Consider the following 20,450-nt stretch of genomic DNA (forward strand, 5'->3'; position numbering starts at 1 on the left):
TCACACGAATGGGACTTTCTCGACAGCCTGAGCCTGCTTCAAGCGCAGGCTCTTTTTGTTCTTTCTGCTAGCTCAGGACGTGTGCAGCTTGTTTCTTTATTTCAACGTATAGCGGAATACCGTTTTTTCTCCGCGGCCGAGCATGTACAGTTCGCCTTTACCGGCGTAGTAGAAGGAGTACCCTCTAACGCGCTCCGCATCGGCATTCATATCGACTTCATGCACCTTGCTTAACGTTTTGGCGTTCAATGCGTAGAACCTGCCGTCTTTTTTGCTCGTTACGGTGACTTCTCCGCTTGGGGCGACCATCATCCACAGATCTCGGCCTTCCAGCGTTTGGGTCCCTGTCCGTTTGTTGTTGGCATCGTAGGCTTCGAAAGTCTGTCCTTTTTGCAGAATGTATCCGCTGCCTGCGGTTACGAACGTTTCGTCATCCGCCAGCGGGCGCTCCAATGTTTTCTTGCCTTTGGCGTCGAAAACGACCATCATGTGTTTCGACCCGATGCCGGCTTCATTGGACTTGCTCTTTTTGATTTTGACATCCTTGTAGATTTCTATCACGGTTCCGCCGCCGGTAAGCGGATAGACCGCTGGGCCCGAAGAATTCGAATGGAAATTGTAGAACAGCATGTAGTCTTTGGGTATGGCGTAGTCGAGGATCGGCTTGGACAATGCATGGATACTGGCGTACAGCTGTAGCGTAGGAGCATCGCCCAGAACCTGTCCGTTTTCCAATATTCGGGAAACCTCCACCTTTTTCTCGCTTTTCAGTTTGCCGTCCTGACCGAACGTCCGCAATAACGTATACATTTCGGCTTTCTTTGGCCCTTGTACGGAACTGAGCAGCAAGATATCGCCGTTTGGCATCGCATGCAGGTCTCCGCCGATCTCCACTTCGACTGGCGTCGTCCATTTGAGTTTCCCCTGCTTGCTTACGGCGCGAAGCGTATGGGTCTTGTCTTCGGCGCGCTTGCCCAGGAAGTAGACATCGCCGTTGGTACCGTAGGCCAGATCACCGCCGCTCAGCATCTTGGTGCCTGCCCGGAAATCGTATTTCCAGCTGTTCTTGTCTCCGTTTTTCCGGTCGAGTGCCTGCACCACAAAGGAGCTCTCCCCTTGTTCCGTTCGGAAATAGACGTTGTCTGTGCCAAGCGTCGCAAAGTCAAACAGACTTTCGATATCTTGACCGGCGGGAATCTCGAGCGTCCAGTCCGGATTGGCCAATACGTTTGTCGGGACTGCGGCTGCCGGGGCTGTGGCAGCTGCCGGACCTTCCGCAGATACCAGACTTCCCGCGCTCACCCCTACTCCTGTCAGACCTACTACAATCGCCATGCCGAGAACGGCCGGTTTAAATTGAAATTTCATCTTGCTCGTCTCCTCAAAGTGTATAGGATAAGCGAAGCCAATTTGTAGGCTTCGCCCATTACATAGAAGGGACGAACGGCTTACCGGAAGGGTTCGCAAAAACGGAAACTTTTTCCGTTTTTTTCGCTGCTGCAGAGGATAGTCCGTAGGAATGGAGAGCAGCGAAAAAACCGCCGCCTCCAAAGGAGACAGCGGTTTTGACAGGGTTTTTCCGAAAAAGGGGTTCGGTTTCCGGTAGAGACAGGCGGGCGGTTCAGGCGTTTATTTCAATGTGTAACGCGACAAGGTTTTCTCTCCGGCTTCCAGCGTGTACAGTTCGCCTTTGCCGGCGTAGTAGAACGAGTAGGATTTGGCGCGTTCCGCGCCGGCGTTCATGTCGACTTCGTAGTTGGCTTTGAGCGTCTTGGCGTCGAGCGCGTAGAATTTGCCGTCTTTTTTGCTCGCTACGGTGACTTCGCCGCTTGGAGCGGGCATCATCCACAGGTCTTTGCCTTCAAGCGCTGCGGCTCCCGTCCGTTTGTTATGGATATCGTACGCTTCGAATTTCGTGCCTTTTTGCAGGACGAATCCGCTGCCCGTGGCCATCACGTTGTCTCCTTTGGCCAGGGAACGCTCGAACGTTTGCTTGCCTTTGGCGTCGAATCCGACCAGCTTGCGCTTGGTGTCGATCGTGTCCGGATCGATCTCGATCACTTCGCCTTCTTTGCCGGGTTCGATTTTTTCTTCGTACGTTTCGATCACCGTGCCGCCACCGTTCAGCGGATAGACGGCATAGTCGGAACCCGTGATGCGGAAGTCATAGAAAAGGTGCTCGTACTCCGACATCTTAAGGTTCAAGATAGGTTTCGACAGCGCGTTCACGTTGGCGTAGAGCTTCACGGAACCTGTGTCATTGCGCAGCACCTGGCCGTTTCTCAGCATTTTGAAAATGCCGGAGTCGGTCACTTTCTTCTCGCTTTTGAGCTTGCCGTCGCTGCCGAACGTCTGGAACGTCGTGTAGGCTTTTGCTTTTTTCGTCTCCTGCACGGAATTGTGCAGGACGATATCTCCGTTTGGCAGCACCGTCAGCTCGTCGCCCACGTCCACTTTGACCGGCGTCGTCCATTTCAGCTTGCCCTGCGCATCGACGGCGCGGATCGTATGGGTTTTCTCTTCCGACTTTTTGCTCAGGAAGTAGACGTCGCCGTTGCTGCCGTAATGCAGGCTGCCGCCGGTCAGCACTTTGGTGTCGCCCCGGAAATCGTAAGCCCAGTTGATCTTGTCGCCGCTTTTGCGGTCGACGGCCTGCGCGATAAACGAATTTTCGCCGCTTTCGGCTCTGAAGTTCACGTTGCCGCCGCCTACTGTCGCCCAAGCGAACAGGCTTTCGATGCCCCGGTCGCCGGGAATTTCGTACGTCCAATCCGGATCGGCCAGGACGTTCGTCGGGACAGTCGTTGGGGCGTTGGTCGAAGCATTCGTCGGGGCGGCCGCCGCAGCGGCTGCGCCTGCGCTTGCGCCGGTAACTCCGATGACTAGTACCTTGACCGAATCAAATCTGAGGTTTGCGTTCATCGGAAACACGCACGGTTCAAGCGGGTTTTCGAGGGGCGTAACCTAACATCATTATCGGTCAAGGTACTAGGGCCATACTCAACATTGCGGGTTTGAATGGAATCTTCATGATTTGTTCCTCCTGTGTGGGTCTGTTTTAAAGTACATATTTGGATGTTTATTCGGCAGTTAATCAAGGCCGCACGGAGGAGGATACAGCCGTTTTACGGCTTCTCTGCCCCCAAGCGCCTCGTTACAAAGACTCCCCGCCTCATCGAACGGTTCGCAATTTCTGTCGTTTTTTATGAATAACTTTTCGTTACATCTAATACCTTGTCCACTCTTAATCCGAGGTTTACGTTCCTTCAAACGTACATGCTTTAGGTTCACTTGAAGGGTCGTAACCTTACTTTTAGCGTTAACAAGGTACGAATAGCAGGAAACGGATCTAATAACGAAGATCGGATGGTGTACACCCCCGCAGCTGCCGAAACACCCGATTGAACGTCCGCACATTCCCGAATCCGCATTCCAGCGCAATATCGATCAGCTTGGCATCGGTGCCCAGAATCATCCGCTCGGCGCGGCCGATCCGCAGCTCGTTGAGATAGGTATTGTAGTTCATGCCGGTCACATTTTTGAAAAACCGGGAAAAATGGAACACGCTCATCCGCGCCCGATCTGCTCCGTCTTGAAGCGTAAGCGGCAGCGTGCAGTTTCGATCGAGATAATCCAGCAGTTCCTGCGTCACCTTGAGATGGGCGGCCGAACGGGCGCTCCGTCTGCTGTCCGGTCCCGCCGCCGACGCATAACGCAGCGCCAACCCGCACAGCAGATGAAGCAGCCCGGTGATTACCGTATCCGACTGCTCCCGTCCTCCGGCTCCTTCCGCTTCGATCCGCTTCATCACGCCGGCCAATTCCTCCAGCGCTTCCTGTTCGAACGCGGACGGCGCGCCCGTTTCCGAATACGGAATAAACGGCGAGCGGACTATCCCTTCTTCCGGCCATCCTGCCGTGCTGCCGATCAGCCGGGGGTTGAACACGACCAGAATAATCTCCGACTCGCTTCGGCCGCTGTCGTAATAATGAATGTCTCCGCTGCCGCAAAAAGCGAATTCGCCCGCCCGCAGCGTTCGCGTTCCGGAGTTGATTCCGACCTGAAGCGAACCTTCGCTCACATAGATAAATTCTACATCGTGATGCCAATGCGCCAGAAAATTGATATTGCGTACGGTTGAGATCTGGACCGGCAGACCGCTGCCATAGATCCGATTTTCGTGAAAAGCTTTCATCGCCGCGCCTCCGTTCGGGTAATCGAATAGCTGCATAATAGCAAAAATCGTCTACTTTCACAACGAATATGGCGCGCTTCGTGTAAGGGCTTCCTTTACAATATGGCTGTAGGATTAATCAGCAGATTTCATATTCGCACAAGAGATGGGAGATCGATAGGATGAGCAAGCAGGCTTTGATCGTAAGCGGGGGCTGGGACGGACACCAGCCGAAGGAAGTCGCCGACATTTTCGCGGAAACGCTCCGTCAAGAAGGATTCGAAGTGGAGATTTCTTATACATTGGACGCTTTTCTGGACGAGGAACGGCTGCTGAAGCTCGACCTGATCGTGCCGGTATGGACCATGGGCGAGATCAGTAACGAGCAGCTTCAACCGGTGCTCAAAGCGGTAGAATCCGGCGTGGGTATGGCGGGCTGCCACGGCGGCATGTGCGACTCTTTCCGCAACAGCGTCGAGTGGCAATTTTTGACCGGATCGCAGTGGGTGGCGCATCCGTTCAACGACGGCGTGGAGTATGAAGTGCGTATGACGCGGACCTCTTCCAGCCCGATCATCGAGAATATCCCGGATTTCACCGTCAAATCGGAGCAGTATTACCTGCACGTCGATCCGGTAGTGGATGTGCTGGCTACCACGACGTTCAAGATCAGCGAAGGCCCCCATTCCGCCAACGGCGAAATCGTGATGCCGGTCGTCTACACCAAACGCTGGGGCGCGGGCAAAGTGTTCTATAACTCGCTGGGCCACCAGGCGAACATTTTCGATATTCCGGAAGCCAAAGAACTGATGCGGCGCGGCATGCTGTGGGCGGCGCGCTGAACGTGAACCTATTCCCAACGGACGAGAGGCGGTAAACAGCCATGCGCAAAGTAAAAATCGGCATCATCGGCTGCGGCAATATCAGCGGCATCTACCTGGAAAATCTGACCCGGACGTTCGCCAACACGGAAGTGTATGCGATCTCCGACATCAGCGAAGAACGGATGGCCGCGGCTGCGGAGAAATACGGCATTCCGAACCAATGGACAGCCGAGCAGATTCTGGCCAGCCCGGAAATCGAGATCGTACTCAATCTGACGACGCCGGGCGACCATTTCCGCATCTGCCGTCTGGCACTGGAGCATGGCAAGCACGTTTACGTGGAAAAGCCGCTCTCCTTGTTGCCCGAGCAGGGCAGCGAACTAGTCGAATTGGCTCGCGAAAAAGGACTGCTGCTCGGCGGCGCGCCGGATACCTTCCTCGGTGCCGGTCTGCAAACGTCCCGCAAGCTGATCGACGACGGCTATATCGGAACGCCGGTCGCGGCGACCGCCTTCATGCTGGGCCACGGCCACGAGAACTGGCATCCGAATCCGGCGTTCTATTACCAGGCCGGCGGCGGCCCGATGTTCGATATGGGTCCGTATTACCTGACAGCGCTCGTCTCGCTGCTCGGCCCGGCGCAGACCGTGGCGGGCATGACGGCCAAATCGTTCGAGCAGCGCACGATCACGAGCGAGCCGCTGTTCGGCGAGAAAATTGACGTTGAAGTTCCGACGCATATCGCGGGTACGCTGCGGTTTCGCGGCGGCGCGGTCGCGACAATGATCACGAGCTTCGACGTCTGGAGCAGCACGCTGCCGTTCATCGAGATCTACGGCACGCTCGGCACCCTGCTCGTCCCCGATCCGAACAACTTCGGGGGTCCGGTGCTGCTGCGCCCGGCCGGCGCAAACGAGTTCAAGGAGATTCCGGTCGTGCACCAATACGCCGAGAACAGCCGGGGGCTCGGCATCGCCGACATGGCCCACTGCATCGTAAACGGCGGCACGCCGCGCGCAAACGGCGAATTGGCGAACCACGTACTGGAAATCATGCACGCGTTCCATACCAGTTCGGACAGCGGCGTGTATGCGGAACTGACTACGACCTGCGAGCAGCCCCGCCCGCTGCCGCTGGGACTTGTCCGAGGATATGTGGAATAAAGATTCTCGGATGCCCACGACAAAAAACCTGAACAGCCGGCGCTTTTCCCTGCCGGTCGTTCAGGTTTTTTGGATTATTCGAAGCGGAGATCAGCCCAGTTCCCTGCGCATCCTGTAATGCGGAATACCGATCTCTTCGAAACGCTCGCCTTCTCGGGTATACTCCAGCTTCTCGTAAAAAGGCACCGCGTTCTCCCGCGCATGCAGGACGATCTCGCCGTATCCCAGCTCGGCGGCCAGAACTTCGGCGAACCGCACCATGTCCCGCCCGGTTCCCGTTCCGCGCCGCGCTTCTTCGACCGCGACCTGCTTCATCTGCAGAGTCCGATCGTCCAAGGCGCGAAGCAGCAGCGTACCGACCAGCCGCTCGGCGGGAGCGTCTTCGGCACCGCTTCGGACAAAAGCCCCGATATGCAGCGCGTCGGCATCGCCGGACAAATCGTCGTCCGCGATGCTCATGCCCAGCGGACGGCGCAGCACCTCGTCGCGCAGCTTCAGCGCCTGTTCATACTCGGCTTCGGCGAACGGAATTTGGCGCACCGACAGTGCTTCCGCTTGATTGAGTTGTTTCGTCATCGGCTTGGCCTCCTTATGCGACAGCGGGCCGTCACAGCCGCTTCCCTCCGCTTGGAACAAGCGGTTAGCGATCCGTTTTCCCGCGATCCTGCGATCTTGCGCCTACCCGGCCGTCATACGATCGGCGCTCGCGGGCGCGTGCCATGCACTGCTGCGCTTTCTCGTACTGACGGTCTCTTTTGTACAGCTCCGCTAGCTCCAGATTCGCTTCCCGGTCTTCCGGGTCGATCGCGAGCAGCTTCTCGAACGCCGCTTTGCTTGCTCCGTAGCGGCGCAGATCTTTATTGATCAGCCCTTTGTTGAACAGGGCATCGGTCGATTGCGGATTGAGGTCCAGCGCCCGTTCGAGCTGCTCCAAGCACTTCGAATAAGGCTCCCCCAACTGGTAGTAGACGACGGACAGATGCACATGCGCCTCTTCCAAACGGGGATCCAGTTCGATCGCACGCAAATAGCAGGACTTGGCTTCCTTGAGCCGCATCGTTCGTTCACAGACGTAAGCCAGCACCGACCAGCTGTCTGCGGATTCCGCATTCAGCATAAGCGCACGCCGCGCCATGGCTTCGGCTTCTTCGTTCTTGCCGCGATGCGCATATACCCGCGCTTTGCCGGCATACGGATTCTCCCAGGTCGGCCGCATCTTCATGGTCTGGTCAAACAGCTCCAGCGCGCCGCGCGAATCGCCCAGCATCAGCCGGCAGCGTGCGAGGTAATCGAGAGTCTCGGCATCCATTCCTTTTTCCACCAGCGCCTTTTTAAAATAAAAATCGGCATTCCGGAAGTCTCTTCGGTTGTAGCACTCGATGCCTTTGTCGAAATGGTTCATGCAGATCCCCCTCCCCTATGCCCCGATTGTACCTGAAAGTAGAAAGCCGCGTATCGTTTATCTTAAATTTGCCGCCGTAAACCCGGGAAAATCCGGCGCGTGCACGGGTAGAGCGGACGACCTGCGCAGCTCCGAACGATCGGGAACCTTCTATCTTCGCTCTTATTCGTCCCTTTGCTCTTGCGCCGCGGCTTGTTCCCCTGAACGGGTTCGCGCCCGTTTCTTCTCTTCGTACCGCTGATGCTTCTCTTCCGCCGGATAGAAGACGCCAAGAGGGCGAAGTCCGGTCCATGCACGGCTTCGGCCGGCGTCCGTTCTCTCGCTCTGCATTCGCTCCATCGCCGCCCTCTGCTCTTCGTTCCGGTAAAAAAGGATCGAGCGATAGCGGGAATCGTCCGGCTTATAACCTTCGATCGCCGAAGGATTATGCTCGCTCCAGAATTTCGCGAGCAGCTCCTCCAAGGAAACGATGCGCGGATCGAACTCCACTTCGACCGCCTCGGAGTACCCGGCGAGGCGGCGGTGGGTCGGAGCGGGCGATAGGTGGCCGGAAGCGGGAATGTCGGGCGAGGAGGCCGCAGTGCCGGGCTCTGACCAGGCGGGAGCAGCCGGTTCGGGGGCGCCGGGAACGGTACGCGATGACGAGGCGCCAAGCGGGGCTGATCCGGACGGCGAATCGCTGCCGCAGTAGCCCACGCGCGTTCCGGTAACGCCCGGCACCCGGGCGAACCGGTCTTCCGGTCCCCAGAAGCAGCCCATGGCGAAGGTAAGCTTCTCGCGAAGCGGCGTTTGTTCGGGCATGGTGGAACCCTCCTTTTGACGTGGGATAGAAACCGGGGCGGCTGCTGTGCTTGCTCAATCTTTTGCAGCCTTAAATCGCTTGTCCGCTTTCGCTCACCGATACTTCCGCACCCGCTCGTCGTCGATCACGCCGACGAAGTTCAAGCCGAACGCGAAGTCGTAGGCGTGGCCCTCCGTATCGACATGGCAGGCCATGTCGCGCGGAACGTCTTCGAGCTGCGCTTCGACGGCAGCCATGTCCGCCGGCATCTGCATCGGCAGCAGGCCGGAAGGTTCGGCCTCGCCGCACAGAATCGCAAGCAGCGCCTGGTCCTGCAGGCCGAAGTTCGCCAGAATGGCGTCGGCTTCGGGCTCGAACTCGGCGACTACCGCCGGGTTGGACAAGGTCATCGAGACGATGACCGGCTTGTCGCCCATCTTCGCGCGCGTATCGAGCACCCGATCAAGATCCGATTCGTTGCGCGTCCGGACCGATTTGCCGATATGCGCGCGGTTCAGCACGTCGCTCGGCCGGGGGTCCCCGGCCAGGCTCGCCGTCCGCCCGCCTTCGGCCGTGTAAGGCCGATATTGGAGACTGATCGGCACATAGCCGCTGCCGCCGTCCGCCGCATCTTCCCGGCTGTAGCCCATCCCGGAATCCGGATTGGCGATACAGACGAGCGCGAAGTCGGCCTGCGCCGGGTCGGACGTCACGTCGAAATAGCGGGACACGATGTCCAGGTTCAACGGGTCCACCGTCCGCTCCGGCGTCGGATTGCCGAACCAGTCCCGGCCCGGCGCGATATAACGCTGCGGGATATAGACTTTGCTGCGGCGCGGCAGCGGAAGAACCCCTCTGCGGTTGGTCTGAATCACGGGCAGTCCTTCGCCTTCGCTCCCCCCGCTCCGTCCTCCGACCGTCCGGTTCCCGCTGTTTTTGAGCAGCACGACCGATTTCAACTGTGCTTCGTAGCCGGCCTGCATAGAGTCCGGATGTCCGACGATCTGCTCGCTGTCCGACGGTTCCAGATACGGATTCTCGAACAGTCCGACCCGGAACAAGTTGCGCAGCAGCCGGACCGCCGAGCGCTCGAAGCGCGCCCGCATCCATTCTTCGCCGTGCTCGGCCGCGCCCATCGCGTACGCTTCCAGCAGCGGCCCCGCTTCGTTGTTGCCGCCGAACTGGTCGACGCCGGCCAGCAGCAGCTTGTAATGCCGCTCGGCGGCGCTCAGCGATTCCACGCCCCACGGCTTGCCGCTGAGAAACGAATCTTTTTCCCCATTCTCGTCGGCCGTGATCAGCCAGTCCGTACAGACGACGCCATCGTAGCCGTACTGCTCGCGCAGCAGATCCGTAATGAGATAGCGGCTGTACGAATTGCCCACGTTCTCGCCGTTCTTCGCGTCCTGCTCCCAGGACACCGTGTAATACGGCATGACCGCCGAAGCCTGCTCCGTCCCGCCTTCAAGCTTGAACGCCCCGTCCGTAAACGGCTTCAGATGCTCCGCGAAATTCCCGCCCGGATACACCGCGTATTTGCCGCTGGCGTAATGCGCGTCCCGGCCCGCTTCGCCCGAACCGCCGCCCGGCCAATGCTTGACCATGGCGTTGACGCTGCTCCTTCCCCATCCGCCCTCGATCGCTTCTTCGCCGGTCGACGTCTGGAATCCGTCGATATAAGCGCGCCCGAGATCGGTCGACAGCTTCGAATCTTCGCCGAACGTGCCGTTGAAACGGAACCAGCGCGGATCGGTCGCAATGTCCACCTGCGGCGACAGCGCCGTCGTCAAGCCAAGCGCGCGGTATTCGCGGGCGGCGATCTCGCCGAAGCGGCGGACGAGCGCCGGATCGAAAGACGCCGCCAGGCCGAGACTTTCCGGCCACATCGAGATGCGCCCGCCCGCTCCGGCGTTGAATTCCGAGTCGGAATCCGAGCCGTGGCGCGGATCCGAACTGTTATTGGCCGGAATGCCGAGGCCGGTCGATTCCGCATACGCCTGCACGAGATTGTTCCAGCGCGCGGCTGTGGCCGGGCTCTCCACCGTCGTGACGAGAATATGCCGCAGATGATCGTCTCGCAGGAACGACAGCTGCTCGTCCGTCAGATCCCAAGGCTTGGCGCCGCTCTCTTCATAAGATTTGCCGCCGTACGTGGAGGCATGCCAGTTCGTGCTGCCCGCCGGTATCGACTGGTGGCGGCTGTACAGCATCAGCCCGGCGATCTGCTCGACCGTCATGCGGGCAGCCAGATCACGGGCCCGTTCTTCCGCCGACAGGCGCCAGTCTTTGTACGGTTCGAGTTCGCCGCTGCGGTTCAGGTCTTTGAAAAAGAGCCCGTCCCGCTCGATCACGCCCACCCCGGACAGCGGCGACAAGCCGAGGGTCGGGCCGTTCTCGTTGTGGACGTACGTGACTTCCGCTCCGCCGCCGAGATCTTCGTGGCGCTCGGTTTCGTGGGGACCTTCTTCCGCTGCATTCGAAATGTTCCGCGGGGATTCGTTCATGGGAATCGCCTCCATTAGGGGTGTGTGTCGCGCCTGACGCGCTTTCCTCCATTATAGCCAATCTGCGCTCCCGAAGCCCGCCTGCAAGCGCCGAAGGCGTTTTTATGCGGAAGCTTTTTTTGCTACACTAAAGGCAGTTCAAGCTCGACCAAATCATTCACCCGGAGGGAACAACCTATGAACGCAATCTTAAGCAGCGATACGGCCACAGTCGAGATCAAGCCGCTCGGCGCGGAACTGGTCAGCTTCAAACGCACAGACACGGGAATCGAGTACATGTGGAGCGGCGACGCGGCATTCTGGACAGGCCGTTCGCCGGTGCTGTTCCCGATCGTCGGGTCCGTGTACGAAGGCAAAATGCGGGCCGAAGGCGGCACGTACGAGCTCAAAAACCACGGATTCGCCCGCAATCGCGAGTTCCGATTGGTCGAATCGGACGCGTCTCGGGCCGTGTTCCATCTGTCGTACGACGACCAGACGCTTGCGAGGTACCCGTACCGATTCGCGCTTACGCTGACCTATACGCTGGAAGGCTCCACCCTGCGCGTCCAGTACCGGGTAGACAACGACGACGATAAACGCATCCATTTCCAGCTTGGCACGCATCCGGCGTTCAACTGCCCGATCGGCGGCGAAGGCGAATTCGAGGACTATCGGTTGGAGTTCGAGCAGGAAGAGACGCTGGAGCGCTTCTTCGTGACGGGCGGCAATATCCAGGTACCGGACAAATCGGAGATCGTATTGGAAAAAGGAACCGTGCTGCCGCTGACGCGCGCACAGTTCGAGGAAGGCGCCATGATCTTCCGCGATGTGAAGTCGGAACGCGTTGCGCTGAGAAGCGACAAAAGCGAGCGCAGCGTGACCGTCTCGTACGAGAACTTCCCGTACCTCGGCGTCTGGCAGCCGAAGAACGCGCCGTTTCTCTGCATCGAACCGTGGCATGGCCTCGCCGACGCGGATAAGTTCGACGGCGAATTGAAAGACAAGGAGCTTGCGGTCGGACTTGAGCCGGGCGAGTATTTTGAAGCGGCTTTGGTGATTGAAGTCGGTTGATCGAGATCGATGGAGCGAAAAAAGTTCCACTGAATGGAAGACACGAACAAAAGCTCCGAAAAACGCGTCCCCCAAACAGGGGAAACGCGGATTCGGAGCTTTTTTTGGCGTTCACCGAAACTTACTGTCCCGCTTCGCCGGCAGACCCGGCCCATCCTGAGGATCGGCGGCGCAGTCCTGCTTGTTCAGCAGCGTGCCCTGCGGCAGCTTAAGATCGATAAAATCGATGATCGTCTGCAGGGACGACATCTGCTCCAGCACCTCTGCCCGATACTGCCGGATCCGCTCGAACGCTTCCGGGGTATCGGCCAGGTCTCCGGTGCGGGACATGTCCAGATAAGGCTTCATCTCCTCCAGCGGCATGCCGGTTTTTTTGAGGCACAGGATCAGCTTCATCGTCTGCACGTCGCTTTCGGTATAGATGCGGTGGGTGTTGGCTTTGCGCTTCGCTCTCGGCAGCAGCCCGATCTTCTCGTAATAACGGATCGTATCTCCCGGCAGACCGGTCAGTTCCGCGGTTTGCTTGATCGTGTATCCTTCTGTCTCCTCCGCCCGGAGGATCGTTTGTTCGGCCACGTGGTATCGCTCCTTTTGATCGGTTGAGATTCGTTGAACCGAGTATACCCGTTGGAGCCCGCTCCAAGTCAAAAAGCGGGACGCAGTCTGCGGTTTTGAAAATGCTGCGTTTGACTTGGAGTCGGCTCCAGGTTATATGCTGTTCTCCATCATCAAATCATCGAATGGAGGCATTCAGTATGAACAATCTTCGTACAACTCCTACAGCGGGCAAGACGGCCCTGATCACCGGCGCCAACAACGGCATCGGCCTGGAACTGACGCGCCGGCTGCTCGCGGAAGGGTGGGACGTCGCCGCACTAATCCGTTCGTCGTTTGCGGCGGAGGACGAGCTGACTGCGGCGGCCATACAAGCAGGGCGGCTGCGGGTCTACCCAGCCGAATTGACGGATTACCGGCAGCTGGCCGCGGCGCTGAAGCGTATCAAGCAAGAAGAGACGGCGATCGACGTGCTGTTCAACAACGCGGGCGGCAGTCTGCCGGAACTCGCCTTCTCGCCGCAGGGTCGCGAAATGCATTACGAGCTGCAAACGGTCGTGCCGTACATCCTCTACCGCGAGACGAAGGAGCTGCTGCTGCGCGGATCGCTGAAGACCGTGATCGGCACCTCGTCGAATGCGTTCAATTATACGAAAACGTTCGACGCCGACAAGCTGGCTCGGCCGAAAACGTTCAAGCCGCTGACGGGCGCGTACGCGGACACCAAGCTCGCGCTGTCGCTGTGGACGCAGGCGCTTGCCCCGGCGGAGGCGGCGGACGGCATTTGGCTGCGCAGCGCCGATCCCGGTCCCAACAACACGCTTCGTCCGGGCAAAAAATCCGGCCTCCCGTTTCCCGTCAATTATCTGATGCGCTTCTTCTTCGCTCCGCCGACGCAGGGCGCCGGGCGGCTGTACGAAGCGGCGTTCGGACCTCATCGGAACGAATCCGGGGTACTGCTTAATAAAAAAGGTATCGTTAATCTCAAATTCGCCGATCAGGCTCCGCGCGTACTGGCTAACGTGGACCGGATCTACCGCGAAGAATTCCGGACTTTGACGTAACAAGCCTGAAGAGCAGAATGTATATAAGCAGGGTTGAAAAAACCGCCTGAAGGATCCGGGATCCTTCAGGCGGTCGGGGCATCTATTCGGACGAAGCAAGCTCGAGGCAACGGACGGCGCGCAGGCTCAAGCCTGCGCCGCCGCCAATCCCTTTTCAAGCATGGCGATCGCTTCGCGCAGTTTTTCTTTTGGCACTTCCCGATACAGGTCGCCGATCGAGATTTCCGTCGAGCAGGACGAGCTGCCGACCGCTTTCAAATAGGCGGCCAGCGCAACGCCCGTCTCCGCCTGCACATGCGCGATCACGCCCGCCGCTTTGTCCGCCGTGGCTTCGATATGCAGGTGGAACATATTCGAGACCGGGACTTCCGGCTGTGTCCGAATCCCTTCGCAGGCGTTGTACAAGGCCGCAAGCTCCCGGGCTTCTTCGTAGTACCTCGCCATCTGCGGCAGACGCAGCTCGAGGTAATAGTCCGAGCTGAGAATGTACGGATACAGACTGATCAGATCGCCGCCGTGGCGTCTTTTCCAGATTTTCGCCTGCTCTGACAGATCGGCGTCTCCGAGCAGCATCGCGCCGGCGATTCCGCCTATGCCTTTGTAGAACGAGATATAGACGCTGTCGAACAGCGCGCAGACTTCGGCCGCCGTTTTGCCGTAATGCGGCAGAATCTCGAACAGCCGCGCGCCGTCGAGGTGCAGAGCGATCCCGCGACCCCGGCAGTAAGCCGAGATCGCTTCCAGCTCCGCATATTCCGGCAGTTGGCCGCCGATCTCGCGCTGGGGCAGCTCAAGCAGCAGGCAGGCGATGTTATCCGGCATGGCTTTGACGTCGCTCAGCGTAATCAGCCGGTCGGGATCTGCCAGCAGCACCGGTTCCAGATGATGCAGTTCTTTTAAACCGTCTTGTTCGTGAATCTCCAGATGGCAGAGCGGATGGTAGGCCACCGCGCGGCTGGCTTTGCGATCGCTCCAGATGCGCAGCGCGATCTGCTGGGCCATCGTGCCGCTCGGGAAAAAGACCGCCGATTCCATGCCCAGCATGTCCGCAAGCTTGCGCTCGAAGTTCCCGATCATCTCGCCGCGGCCATACATATCGCTTGGCGCCGCGCCGTCCGCATGCTGAAGCGCGTCCAGCAGCACGCTCACATTGCGCGGGCCGTTGCCGCTCGTCCGGTACTGCGCTTTGGCAAACGTATCGCCCAAAGTTAACGCCTGATTCATGATGGAAAATCCTCCTTTTGCGCGAAAAGTTCATTGTTTGCGCTTCCGCGGGTCTATTACGGATATTGTACGCCTCTTGCTCCGCATCCGCTATCCTCTCATAATAAGAAAGATTGTACCTTGTCAACGCTAAAGGTAAGGTTACGCTCTCTTCAAACGCACCTAAGCTTGATCAATCCACTCCGAAAGGTTCTGTTACCGTGCCCATTTCCAAACCGAGCATCTACGACCGCTACATCCCCGCGCTGAGCGCGGAGCCTTCGGACCGGCCGGCCTACTGGTTCGTGTTCTTGTCGACGACCGGTCAACTGCTGCTGAACGACCAGGAAGGGATTGCCGCTATTCCGAGCGCCCTTCATTCGGACTCGCTGGGCTTTACGCCGGTTCGCTCGCTGTTTATCGGTCTGCTGGACGGCGCGCCCTGTTATGCCGCCGAAGCGCCGGAAGACGCCGTTCCGCCTGCCGGTTCTTCGTTCCATTCGCTGCGACCGCTGTACGACAGCATAGACGAAGACCTGTTCCATGTCGCCGGGCGCGCGCTGCAAATGCTGAATTGGGATGCCACCCACCGCTTCTGCGGACGCTGCGGAACCACGCTTGCGAATGCCGGGCACGAACATGCCAAAGTCTGCCCCAACTGCGGGCTCAGCCATTATCCGCGTATCTCGCCGGCCGTCATCACCGCAATCCTCAAAGACGGCAAGATTCTGCTGGCGCACTCGGCCCGTTTCCCGAACAAAATGCACGGTCTGATCGCGGGTTTCCTCGAAGCCGGGGAGACGCTCGAAGACTGTGTGCGGCGCGAGACGATGGAAGAAGTCGGTCTCACGCTCGGCGAGATCCGTTACTTCGACAGCCAACCGTGGCCTTTTCCCAATTCGCTGATGATCGGCTTTGTGGCGGAATACAAAAGCGGCGAGATTACGGTCGACGGCGAAGAAATTGCGGAAGCGAACTGGTTCGGCCCGGATGAACTGCCGAATATTCCGCCCCGGGGCAGTATCGCGCGCCGGATGATCGACTGGTATGCCGGCGAATACGGAAGCGGCGGAGCGGCAACATAAACGGAGAGCAACGCGTAAAAATTCGGAAAATCGGACGCCTGGATCGGCACGCTGCCGGACCCAAGTCCATCCTCCTTCAAAAGAATCGGTGACCGTTCTGTTCCACGGCACCGATTCGGGGTACATATTAGGCAGGGAATCCCCGCAGGGGATATACATAAGCTGTACGTAAGTCGTATTCGCCCAAACCCCATACCCCGTTAGGAGGAGTCGTTCGTGGCTGAAGCAAACCGAACCGAGATTCAACCGAAAGAAACGTTAGGCTCATTGATCAAGAAAGGCAATACATCTTCCGCCGTCGCCATGGCCGGCAATGCCGTACTGGCCGCCGCCAAAGGCGCGGCTGCGGCTTTTACCGGTAGCGGCGCCATGTTCGCCTCGGCCATGCACTCGCTTGCGGACGCCGTGAACCAGGGCTTCGTCTTCGTCGGCAGCGTGCTGTCCGAACGCCGGCCGAGCCGCCGGTTCCCGGTTGGCTTCGGGCGCGTGATCAACATCTTCTGCATGATCGCGGTTATCGTCGTCACGATCATGGCGTACGAAACGATCCACGAAGGGATCCACCTGCTCCGGCATCCGGCCGAAGCTTCGAGCGGTTTCTGGATCAACGTCGGCGTATTGATTCTGAACATCTTGGTCGACGGCGCCATCCTGATCAAAGCTTCGAAGGAAATCCTCAAAGAAGCCCGCGCGCCCAAAGCTTCGGGCTTCGCCCTGCTTCCGGCCGCATTCAAGAACGTCGGCCGCGCCGCGCCTCCGACACGCCTCGTGTTCTATGAAGATATCGTAGCCGTACTCGGCGCTTTCTTCGCACTGGTCGCTGTCGTGGTCGTCGCGTTCACCAACTTCGCGCTGATCGACGGACTGGTCACGACGCTGATCGGCCTGCTGATGATCGCCGTCGCGTTCCGGGTCGGCTACGACAACATGATCGGCCTGATCGGCGTCTCCGCGCCGCAGGACGTCGAGGACGGCGTGTCTTCGACCATACTGGCCGATCCCGATGTACGCGATATCGGAAGTATGCGGATCATTCAGGAAGGCCGCTATTATCACGTGGATGCGGTGGTCGAACTGCGGACGGGCCTGACGCTCGGCGACGCCGACGATATCAAGCTCCGGATTCAGAAAGAACTGACCACCAACCCGGATATCGCCGACGCGGCGATATCGATCGTCGAAGACGACGGCACGGCAAGCTGGCATCGCCGGGAAGCCGATATCGAGAAGAAATAGCGACACGGCAAGAAGCCGGTTCCCCTATTGAGGGAACCGGCTTCTTTTTATTTATAAAGGCTGGGAGTACGCTGAGGAATCCACTGCCAGACCGTCTTCACTTCTTCGGAAAATACGCTTCGAACTTCAAATCCGGCCCCAGCTGTTTGACTTGAAGTCCCGTCAATCCGACGGCATCGTTCATATCCGCGATACCCAGACCTTCGATAAAGGTCGGAGCTTCGCGGCCGCCGACAAGCTTCGGCGCCATGTACAAGACAAGCTTGTCCGCCAGACCCTGCTCGACAAAGGAAGCGATCACCTGTCCGCCGCCTTCGACCAGGAGCGAAGAAATCTCGCCCGCTCCGAGCGTATCGAGCACTTCGCCGAGATTCACCCGTTCGCCTGTCGTATCGATCACGCGTACGCCGGCTTCTTCCAGCCGTCTGCGCTTATCCGGATCGGCGTTCGAGCCGGTAAAGATCCAGGTCGGCGCTTCGCCGTCCGTGATGACCCGGGCGTTCTCCGGAATGCGCAGCGTGCTGTCCAGCACGACGCGCAGCGGATTGCGGCCGCCGGGCAGCCGGGTATTCAGCTGCGAATCGTCGTGCAGAATCGTCTGCACGCCGACCAGAATCGCTCCGCTCTCATGGCGCAGCCGATGTACGTCTTCGCGCGCTTCGGCCGATGTGATCCAACGGCTGCTGCTGGTGCGCGTCGCGATCTTCCCGTCCATCGTCACGGCCGATTTGACCGTGACGAACGGACGCTTGTCGACGATATAGCGGTTGAACACTTCGTTCAAGCGTTCGGATTCTTCGCGCAGCACGCCTTCGATCACTTCGATCCCGGCATCCCGCAGAATCTGGATGCCGCGGCCCGCTACCAGCGGGTTCGGATCGGGAGCGGCCACGACAACGCGAGCCAGGCCCGCCTGCACGATCGCTTCGGCACAAGGGCCGGTGCGTCCGTAATGCGAGCAGGGCTCGAGTGTCACATAGATCGTCGCGCCCCGGGCATGCTCCCCGGCCATGCGCAGCGCATGAATTTCCGCATGCGGTTCGCCGGGCTTCAGATGGGCGCCGATACCGACGAGGCGGCCGTCGTTTACGATGACCGAGCCGACTAGCGGATTGGGCGCCGTCTGGCCCTGCGCCGCACGCGCATTCTCAAGGGCGAGGCGCATATATTTTTCGTGGAGGGACAGTTCGCTCATGCTTCGTCAGTCTCCTCCTTCGGCAGCCGGCAGTTCCGTCAGACCTTCGATCGGATTCTGCGTCGCAAAGTGGCCGGACCGGTTGACCTTGGTGCGCAGATACTTCTCGTTGAACTCCGACACGTCGCCCCAGAGAGGCGTGCGGCCGGACACGTTCATCCCGGAAGCTTTGAGTGCTTCAAGCTTGCGCGGGTTGTTCGTAATCAGCGTAACCGGCAGCGGGCGCAGGAACTTCAGCACGCCGATCGCGCCGTCGTAGTTGCGGGTATCGTCTTCGAACCCGAGCGCCAGATTCGCTTCGACGGTATCCATACCCTGCTCCTGCAGAATGTAGGCCATCGCTTTGCTGAACAGGCCGATGCCGCGTCCTTCATGATTGGCCAGGTAAAAGAGCGCTCCGGAACCGTGTTCGGCGATCATTTTCATCGACTGGTGCAGTTGATAGCCGCAGTCGCATCTCTTGCTGCCGAAAATATCGCCCGTATGGCAGATGCTGTGCATCCGGATCAACGCGTCCGGGGAATGTTCGAAATCGCCGTATACGAGTACGCTCGACTGCTGGCCTTCGGCCAGGTTCATCTGCGGCAGACTGCGGATCAGCGCCTCGGGCGACATGTCCTGGCCGCCTTCCGGTTCTTTCATCCAGCTGTACCATTGGAAAACGATCGTCTCGCCGTCCAGATTGACAGGTAGTTTGATCGGTCCGACCAGTATATAGCCCTCTTTTGGATTCAGGGGCGAAGAAACGTTGTGAATACTGTCTTTCAGTATAAATGCTGCACGATTGTTCAACATGTGAGGGCACATCCTTATGTTCATATTGGTTAAGTCGGGTAAGCAGGCGAGCGAACTTTCCGCCGTCGATCCGCCCCTGGTCCTTTTTAAAAAATCTCTCTTGGTGTATTCGCAGGTCATTCCGATTCGGATCACTTTTGGATCAAAAAGATTAAAATTTAATTTATTTCGGTCCAACTTCATTTAGTTTACCGGTTGTCTGTCTCTTATCGTCACTTGTATTGTTAAATGTTAAAATTTTGGGCATACGCGGATTCCATCGCCACCTGCTCGAGCTGTCTGCGCTCCACATCCGCGCGTCTGCGCTGTTCAAGCCGTTCCAGCGGCGCATTGGGATCCTGGCTGCGTTCCAGGCAGGCCAGCAGTTCTTCGTGCAGCACATCCGCGTCGCACAGCGCTTCGTTCAATCCGAACGCACCGGTTGGCGTCATCGTATGTGCCGCATCGCCGATCAGGACAAGGCCGGGCCTTGCCCAGCGTTCCGAGCTGCTGCTGAAAATATCCAACAGCACGAAGTCCTGCCACGACTTGATATGGCTCCGTACGCTTCGCTCAAGCTTCGGAAAAGCCTGGATCAGCGTATCGGTCAGTTCTTCGAACGGACGCTTGCGCAGCTCTTTGTACGAGTCTTCCTCGATGTTCCAGCCGACCTGCACGTAACCCCGGGCCTGGGTGAACAGGTGCAGCTGCTGTCCGTTCTGGATCGTCGAGCACATGACCGGCTCCCAGCCTTCCGGTGCGGGGATTCTTGCCCACAGCAGATCGTAACCGTGGCCTTCCGTGCTTGCCGGGATTCCGGCGTGTCTGCGGACCGACGAATAACGGCCGTCGGCGCCGACCACGACGCGGCTGCGAATCTCTCCGTCTTCTCCGCTGCCGGTACGGATCTTCACGCCGGCGTAACGGCCGTCTTCGCTCTGCAGCAGGCCGCGTACGGTCGTGCCGGGCATATACGTGAAGTTCGGATAAGCGGCGGCTTCATCCAGCAGGGCGCACAGCAGGTCGGCTTGAGGAATATGAATGCCGACATTGCCACCCGCCGTATCCGGCAGAATGGTCTTGACGACGCGGCGATTGTCCCAGTATTCAAGCCGGACCAGCGGCAGCACCGCTTCCGGCTCGATTTTCTCCAACAGTCCGTGCTTGCTCAGCACCCGTTCGCCGTCGCCGTTCAGGATCTCCCCTCGGAACGACGGTCCGGGTACCGACTGTTTCTCGATCAGCACAACGTCCGCGCCGCGGCGGGCCAGCAGGCACGCCAGCAAAGTGCCGGCCGGGCCTCCGCCCACTATACAAATTTCCGTCTGTCGTTCCATCTTTTTTCCTCCGATTGCGGGTGTTCTAACGAAACTGGATATAGGGTGGTGCAGCGTATACGACCATGTGCGTAAATTACTTTATGTAACCGAGTATATT

At 58.8% G+C, this 20,450-nt stretch carries 18 protein-coding genes; 6 read left to right on the top strand and 12 right to left on the bottom strand.

Annotated elements, in window-relative coordinates; all coding sequences use genetic code 11:
* Positions 1-96: 96 nt before the first annotated feature.
* From HRQ60_RS12295 to HRQ60_RS12305, 3 genes are all read right to left on the bottom strand, one after another.
* Positions 97-1,368, bottom strand: a complete 1,272-nt coding sequence (locus HRQ60_RS12295; RefSeq protein ID WP_172196123.1) for a hypothetical protein — start codon at positions 1,366-1,368, stop codon at positions 97-99.
* A gap of 261 nt (positions 1,369-1,629) precedes the next feature.
* Positions 1,630-2,922 carry a hypothetical protein gene (locus tag HRQ60_RS12300; protein ID WP_172196124.1) on the bottom strand — a complete coding sequence of 431 codons (1,293 nt, stop codon included), beginning with the start codon at positions 2,920-2,922 and terminating at the stop codon, positions 1,630-1,632.
* A 427-nt stretch (positions 2,923-3,349) separates the two neighbouring features.
* Positions 3,350-4,195 (bottom strand): AraC family transcriptional regulator, encoded by an 846-nt coding sequence (locus HRQ60_RS12305; RefSeq protein WP_172196125.1) that lies wholly within the window; start codon positions 4,193-4,195, stop codon positions 3,350-3,352.
* A gap of 161 nt (positions 4,196-4,356) precedes the next feature.
* Between HRQ60_RS12305 and HRQ60_RS12310 the strand changes: the two genes are divergently transcribed.
* Both HRQ60_RS12310 and HRQ60_RS12315 read left to right on the top strand, forming a co-directional pair.
* Positions 4,357-5,016 (top strand): ThuA domain-containing protein, encoded by a 660-nt coding sequence (locus HRQ60_RS12310; RefSeq protein WP_172196126.1) that lies wholly within the window; start codon positions 4,357-4,359, stop codon positions 5,014-5,016.
* 41 nt (positions 5,017-5,057) lie between these two features.
* Positions 5,058-6,161 (top strand): Gfo/Idh/MocA family protein, encoded by a 1,104-nt coding sequence (locus HRQ60_RS12315; RefSeq protein WP_172196127.1) that lies wholly within the window; start codon positions 5,058-5,060, stop codon positions 6,159-6,161.
* A 90-nt stretch (positions 6,162-6,251) separates the two neighbouring features.
* Here HRQ60_RS12315 and HRQ60_RS12320 read toward each other — a convergent pair whose 3' ends face one another.
* The 4 genes from HRQ60_RS12320 to HRQ60_RS12335 form a co-directional block, all read right to left on the bottom strand.
* Entirely contained in the window at positions 6,252-6,737 is a 486-nt protein-coding gene (locus HRQ60_RS12320; protein WP_172196128.1) for a GNAT family N-acetyltransferase, read from the bottom strand.
* Positions 6,738-6,801: 64 nt separating this feature from the next.
* Entirely contained in the window at positions 6,802-7,563 is a 762-nt protein-coding gene (locus tag HRQ60_RS12325; RefSeq protein WP_172196129.1) for a tetratricopeptide repeat protein, read from the bottom strand.
* A 162-nt stretch (positions 7,564-7,725) separates the two neighbouring features.
* On the bottom strand, positions 7,726-8,364 hold the full coding sequence (locus tag HRQ60_RS12330; protein ID WP_172196130.1) for a peptide-methionine (S)-S-oxide reductase: 639 nt from the start codon (positions 8,362-8,364) through the stop codon (positions 7,726-7,728).
* Between the two features lie 93 nt (positions 8,365-8,457).
* The gene (locus tag HRQ60_RS12335; protein WP_172196131.1) at positions 8,458-10,848 is read right to left on the bottom strand and encodes a glycoside hydrolase family 3 protein; all 2,391 of its coding nucleotides are present in this window, start codon (positions 10,846-10,848) and stop codon (positions 8,458-8,460) included.
* A 177-nt stretch (positions 10,849-11,025) separates the two neighbouring features.
* Between HRQ60_RS12335 and HRQ60_RS12340 the strand changes: the two genes are divergently transcribed.
* Entirely contained in the window at positions 11,026-11,901 is an 876-nt protein-coding gene (locus HRQ60_RS12340) for an aldose 1-epimerase family protein (protein ID WP_172196132.1), read from the top strand.
* Positions 11,902-12,012: 111 nt separating this feature from the next.
* Here the strand turns inward: HRQ60_RS12340 and HRQ60_RS12345 are convergent, their stop codons facing one another.
* Positions 12,013-12,477 carry a MerR family transcriptional regulator gene (locus HRQ60_RS12345; protein ID WP_343044679.1) on the bottom strand — a complete coding sequence of 155 codons (465 nt, stop codon included), beginning with the start codon at positions 12,475-12,477 and terminating at the stop codon, positions 12,013-12,015.
* A 179-nt stretch (positions 12,478-12,656) separates the two neighbouring features.
* Here HRQ60_RS12345 and HRQ60_RS12350 point away from each other — a divergent pair, with 179 nt between their 5' ends.
* On the top strand, positions 12,657-13,520 hold the full coding sequence (locus tag HRQ60_RS12350; RefSeq protein ID WP_172196133.1) for an SDR family NAD(P)-dependent oxidoreductase: 864 nt from the start codon (positions 12,657-12,659) through the stop codon (positions 13,518-13,520).
* 126 nt (positions 13,521-13,646) lie between these two features.
* On the opposite strand, the gene HRQ60_RS12355 is transcribed toward HRQ60_RS12350, so the two are convergent.
* A complete protein-coding gene (locus HRQ60_RS12355; protein ID WP_172196134.1) occupies positions 13,647-14,744 on the bottom strand; it encodes a threonine aldolase family protein in 1,098 nt (365 codons plus the stop codon).
* A gap of 200 nt (positions 14,745-14,944) precedes the next feature.
* On the opposite strand from HRQ60_RS12355, the gene nudC reads away from it, so the two are divergent.
* Both nudC and HRQ60_RS12365 read left to right on the top strand, forming a co-directional pair.
* Positions 14,945-15,808 carry an NAD(+) diphosphatase gene (nudC, locus tag HRQ60_RS12360; RefSeq protein ID WP_343044680.1) on the top strand — a complete coding sequence of 288 codons (864 nt, stop codon included), beginning with the start codon at positions 14,945-14,947 and terminating at the stop codon, positions 15,806-15,808.
* Positions 15,809-16,111: 303 nt separating this feature from the next.
* Complete coding sequence (locus HRQ60_RS12365; RefSeq protein WP_172196173.1) at positions 16,112-17,044, top strand: cation diffusion facilitator family transporter; 933 nt, start codon at positions 16,112-16,114, stop codon at positions 17,042-17,044.
* Between the two features lie 97 nt (positions 17,045-17,141).
* Here the strand turns inward: HRQ60_RS12365 and ribD are convergent, their stop codons facing one another.
* The 3 genes from ribD to HRQ60_RS12380 all read right to left on the bottom strand — a co-directional run bounded on the left by ribD (position 17,142) and on the right by HRQ60_RS12380 (position 20,350).
* On the bottom strand, positions 17,142-18,239 hold the full coding sequence (gene ribD / locus HRQ60_RS12370) for a bifunctional diaminohydroxyphosphoribosylaminopyrimidine deaminase/5-amino-6-(5-phosphoribosylamino)uracil reductase RibD (protein ID WP_172196135.1): 1,098 nt from the start codon (positions 18,237-18,239) through the stop codon (positions 17,142-17,144).
* A gap of 6 nt (positions 18,240-18,245) precedes the next feature.
* Positions 18,246-19,034 (bottom strand): GTP cyclohydrolase II, encoded by a 789-nt coding sequence (locus HRQ60_RS12375; protein ID WP_172196136.1) that lies wholly within the window; start codon positions 19,032-19,034, stop codon positions 18,246-18,248.
* Positions 19,035-19,258: 224 nt separating this feature from the next.
* Positions 19,259-20,350 (bottom strand): FAD-dependent monooxygenase, encoded by a 1,092-nt coding sequence (locus tag HRQ60_RS12380; protein WP_172196137.1) that lies wholly within the window; start codon positions 20,348-20,350, stop codon positions 19,259-19,261.
* Positions 20,351-20,450: the final 100 nt, after the last annotated feature.

It is taken from the genome of Saccharibacillus qingshengii, from assembly GCF_013185195.1.
In the GTDB taxonomy this organism is placed as follows: Bacteria; Bacillota; Bacilli; order Paenibacillales; family Paenibacillaceae; genus Saccharibacillus; species Saccharibacillus qingshengii.

Coding starts and splice junctions, on each gene's coding strand:
- HRQ60_RS12355 (WP_172196134.1), bottom strand. CDS start 14,744: ATGAATCAGGCGTTAACTTTGGGCGATACGTTTGCCAAAGCGCAGTAC.
- HRQ60_RS12375 (WP_172196136.1), bottom strand. CDS start 19,034: ATGTTGAACAATCGTGCAGCATTTATACTGAAAGACAGTATTCACAAC.
- HRQ60_RS12305 (WP_172196125.1), bottom strand. CDS start 4,195: ATGAAAGCTTTTCACGAAAATCGGATCTATGGCAGCGGTCTGCCGGTC.
- HRQ60_RS12365 (WP_172196173.1), top strand. CDS start 16,112: ATGGCCGGCAATGCCGTACTGGCCGCCGCCAAAGGCGCGGCTGCGGCT.
- HRQ60_RS12325 (WP_172196129.1), bottom strand. CDS start 7,563: ATGAACCATTTCGACAAAGGCATCGAGTGCTACAACCGAAGAGACTTC.
- HRQ60_RS12350 (WP_172196133.1), top strand. CDS start 12,657: ATGAACAATCTTCGTACAACTCCTACAGCGGGCAAGACGGCCCTGATC.
- HRQ60_RS12340 (WP_172196132.1), top strand. CDS start 11,026: ATGAACGCAATCTTAAGCAGCGATACGGCCACAGTCGAGATCAAGCCG.
- HRQ60_RS12315 (WP_172196127.1), top strand. CDS start 5,058: ATGCGCAAAGTAAAAATCGGCATCATCGGCTGCGGCAATATCAGCGGC.
- HRQ60_RS12380 (WP_172196137.1), bottom strand. CDS start 20,350: ATGGAACGACAGACGGAAATTTGTATAGTGGGCGGAGGCCCGGCCGGC.
- HRQ60_RS12310 (WP_172196126.1), top strand. CDS start 4,357: ATGAGCAAGCAGGCTTTGATCGTAAGCGGGGGCTGGGACGGACACCAG.
- HRQ60_RS12330 (WP_172196130.1), bottom strand. CDS start 8,364: ATGCCCGAACAAACGCCGCTTCGCGAGAAGCTTACCTTCGCCATGGGC.
- HRQ60_RS12335 (WP_172196131.1), bottom strand. CDS start 10,848: ATGAACGAATCCCCGCGGAACATTTCGAATGCAGCGGAAGAAGGTCCC.
- HRQ60_RS12320 (WP_172196128.1), bottom strand. CDS start 6,737: ATGACGAAACAACTCAATCAAGCGGAAGCACTGTCGGTGCGCCAAATT.
- HRQ60_RS12300 (WP_172196124.1), bottom strand. CDS start 2,922: ATGAACGCAAACCTCAGATTTGATTCGGTCAAGGTACTAGTCATCGGA.
- HRQ60_RS12295 (WP_172196123.1), bottom strand. CDS start 1,368: ATGAAATTTCAATTTAAACCGGCCGTTCTCGGCATGGCGATTGTAGTA.
- ribD (WP_172196135.1), bottom strand. CDS start 18,239: ATGAGCGAACTGTCCCTCCACGAAAAATATATGCGCCTCGCCCTTGAG.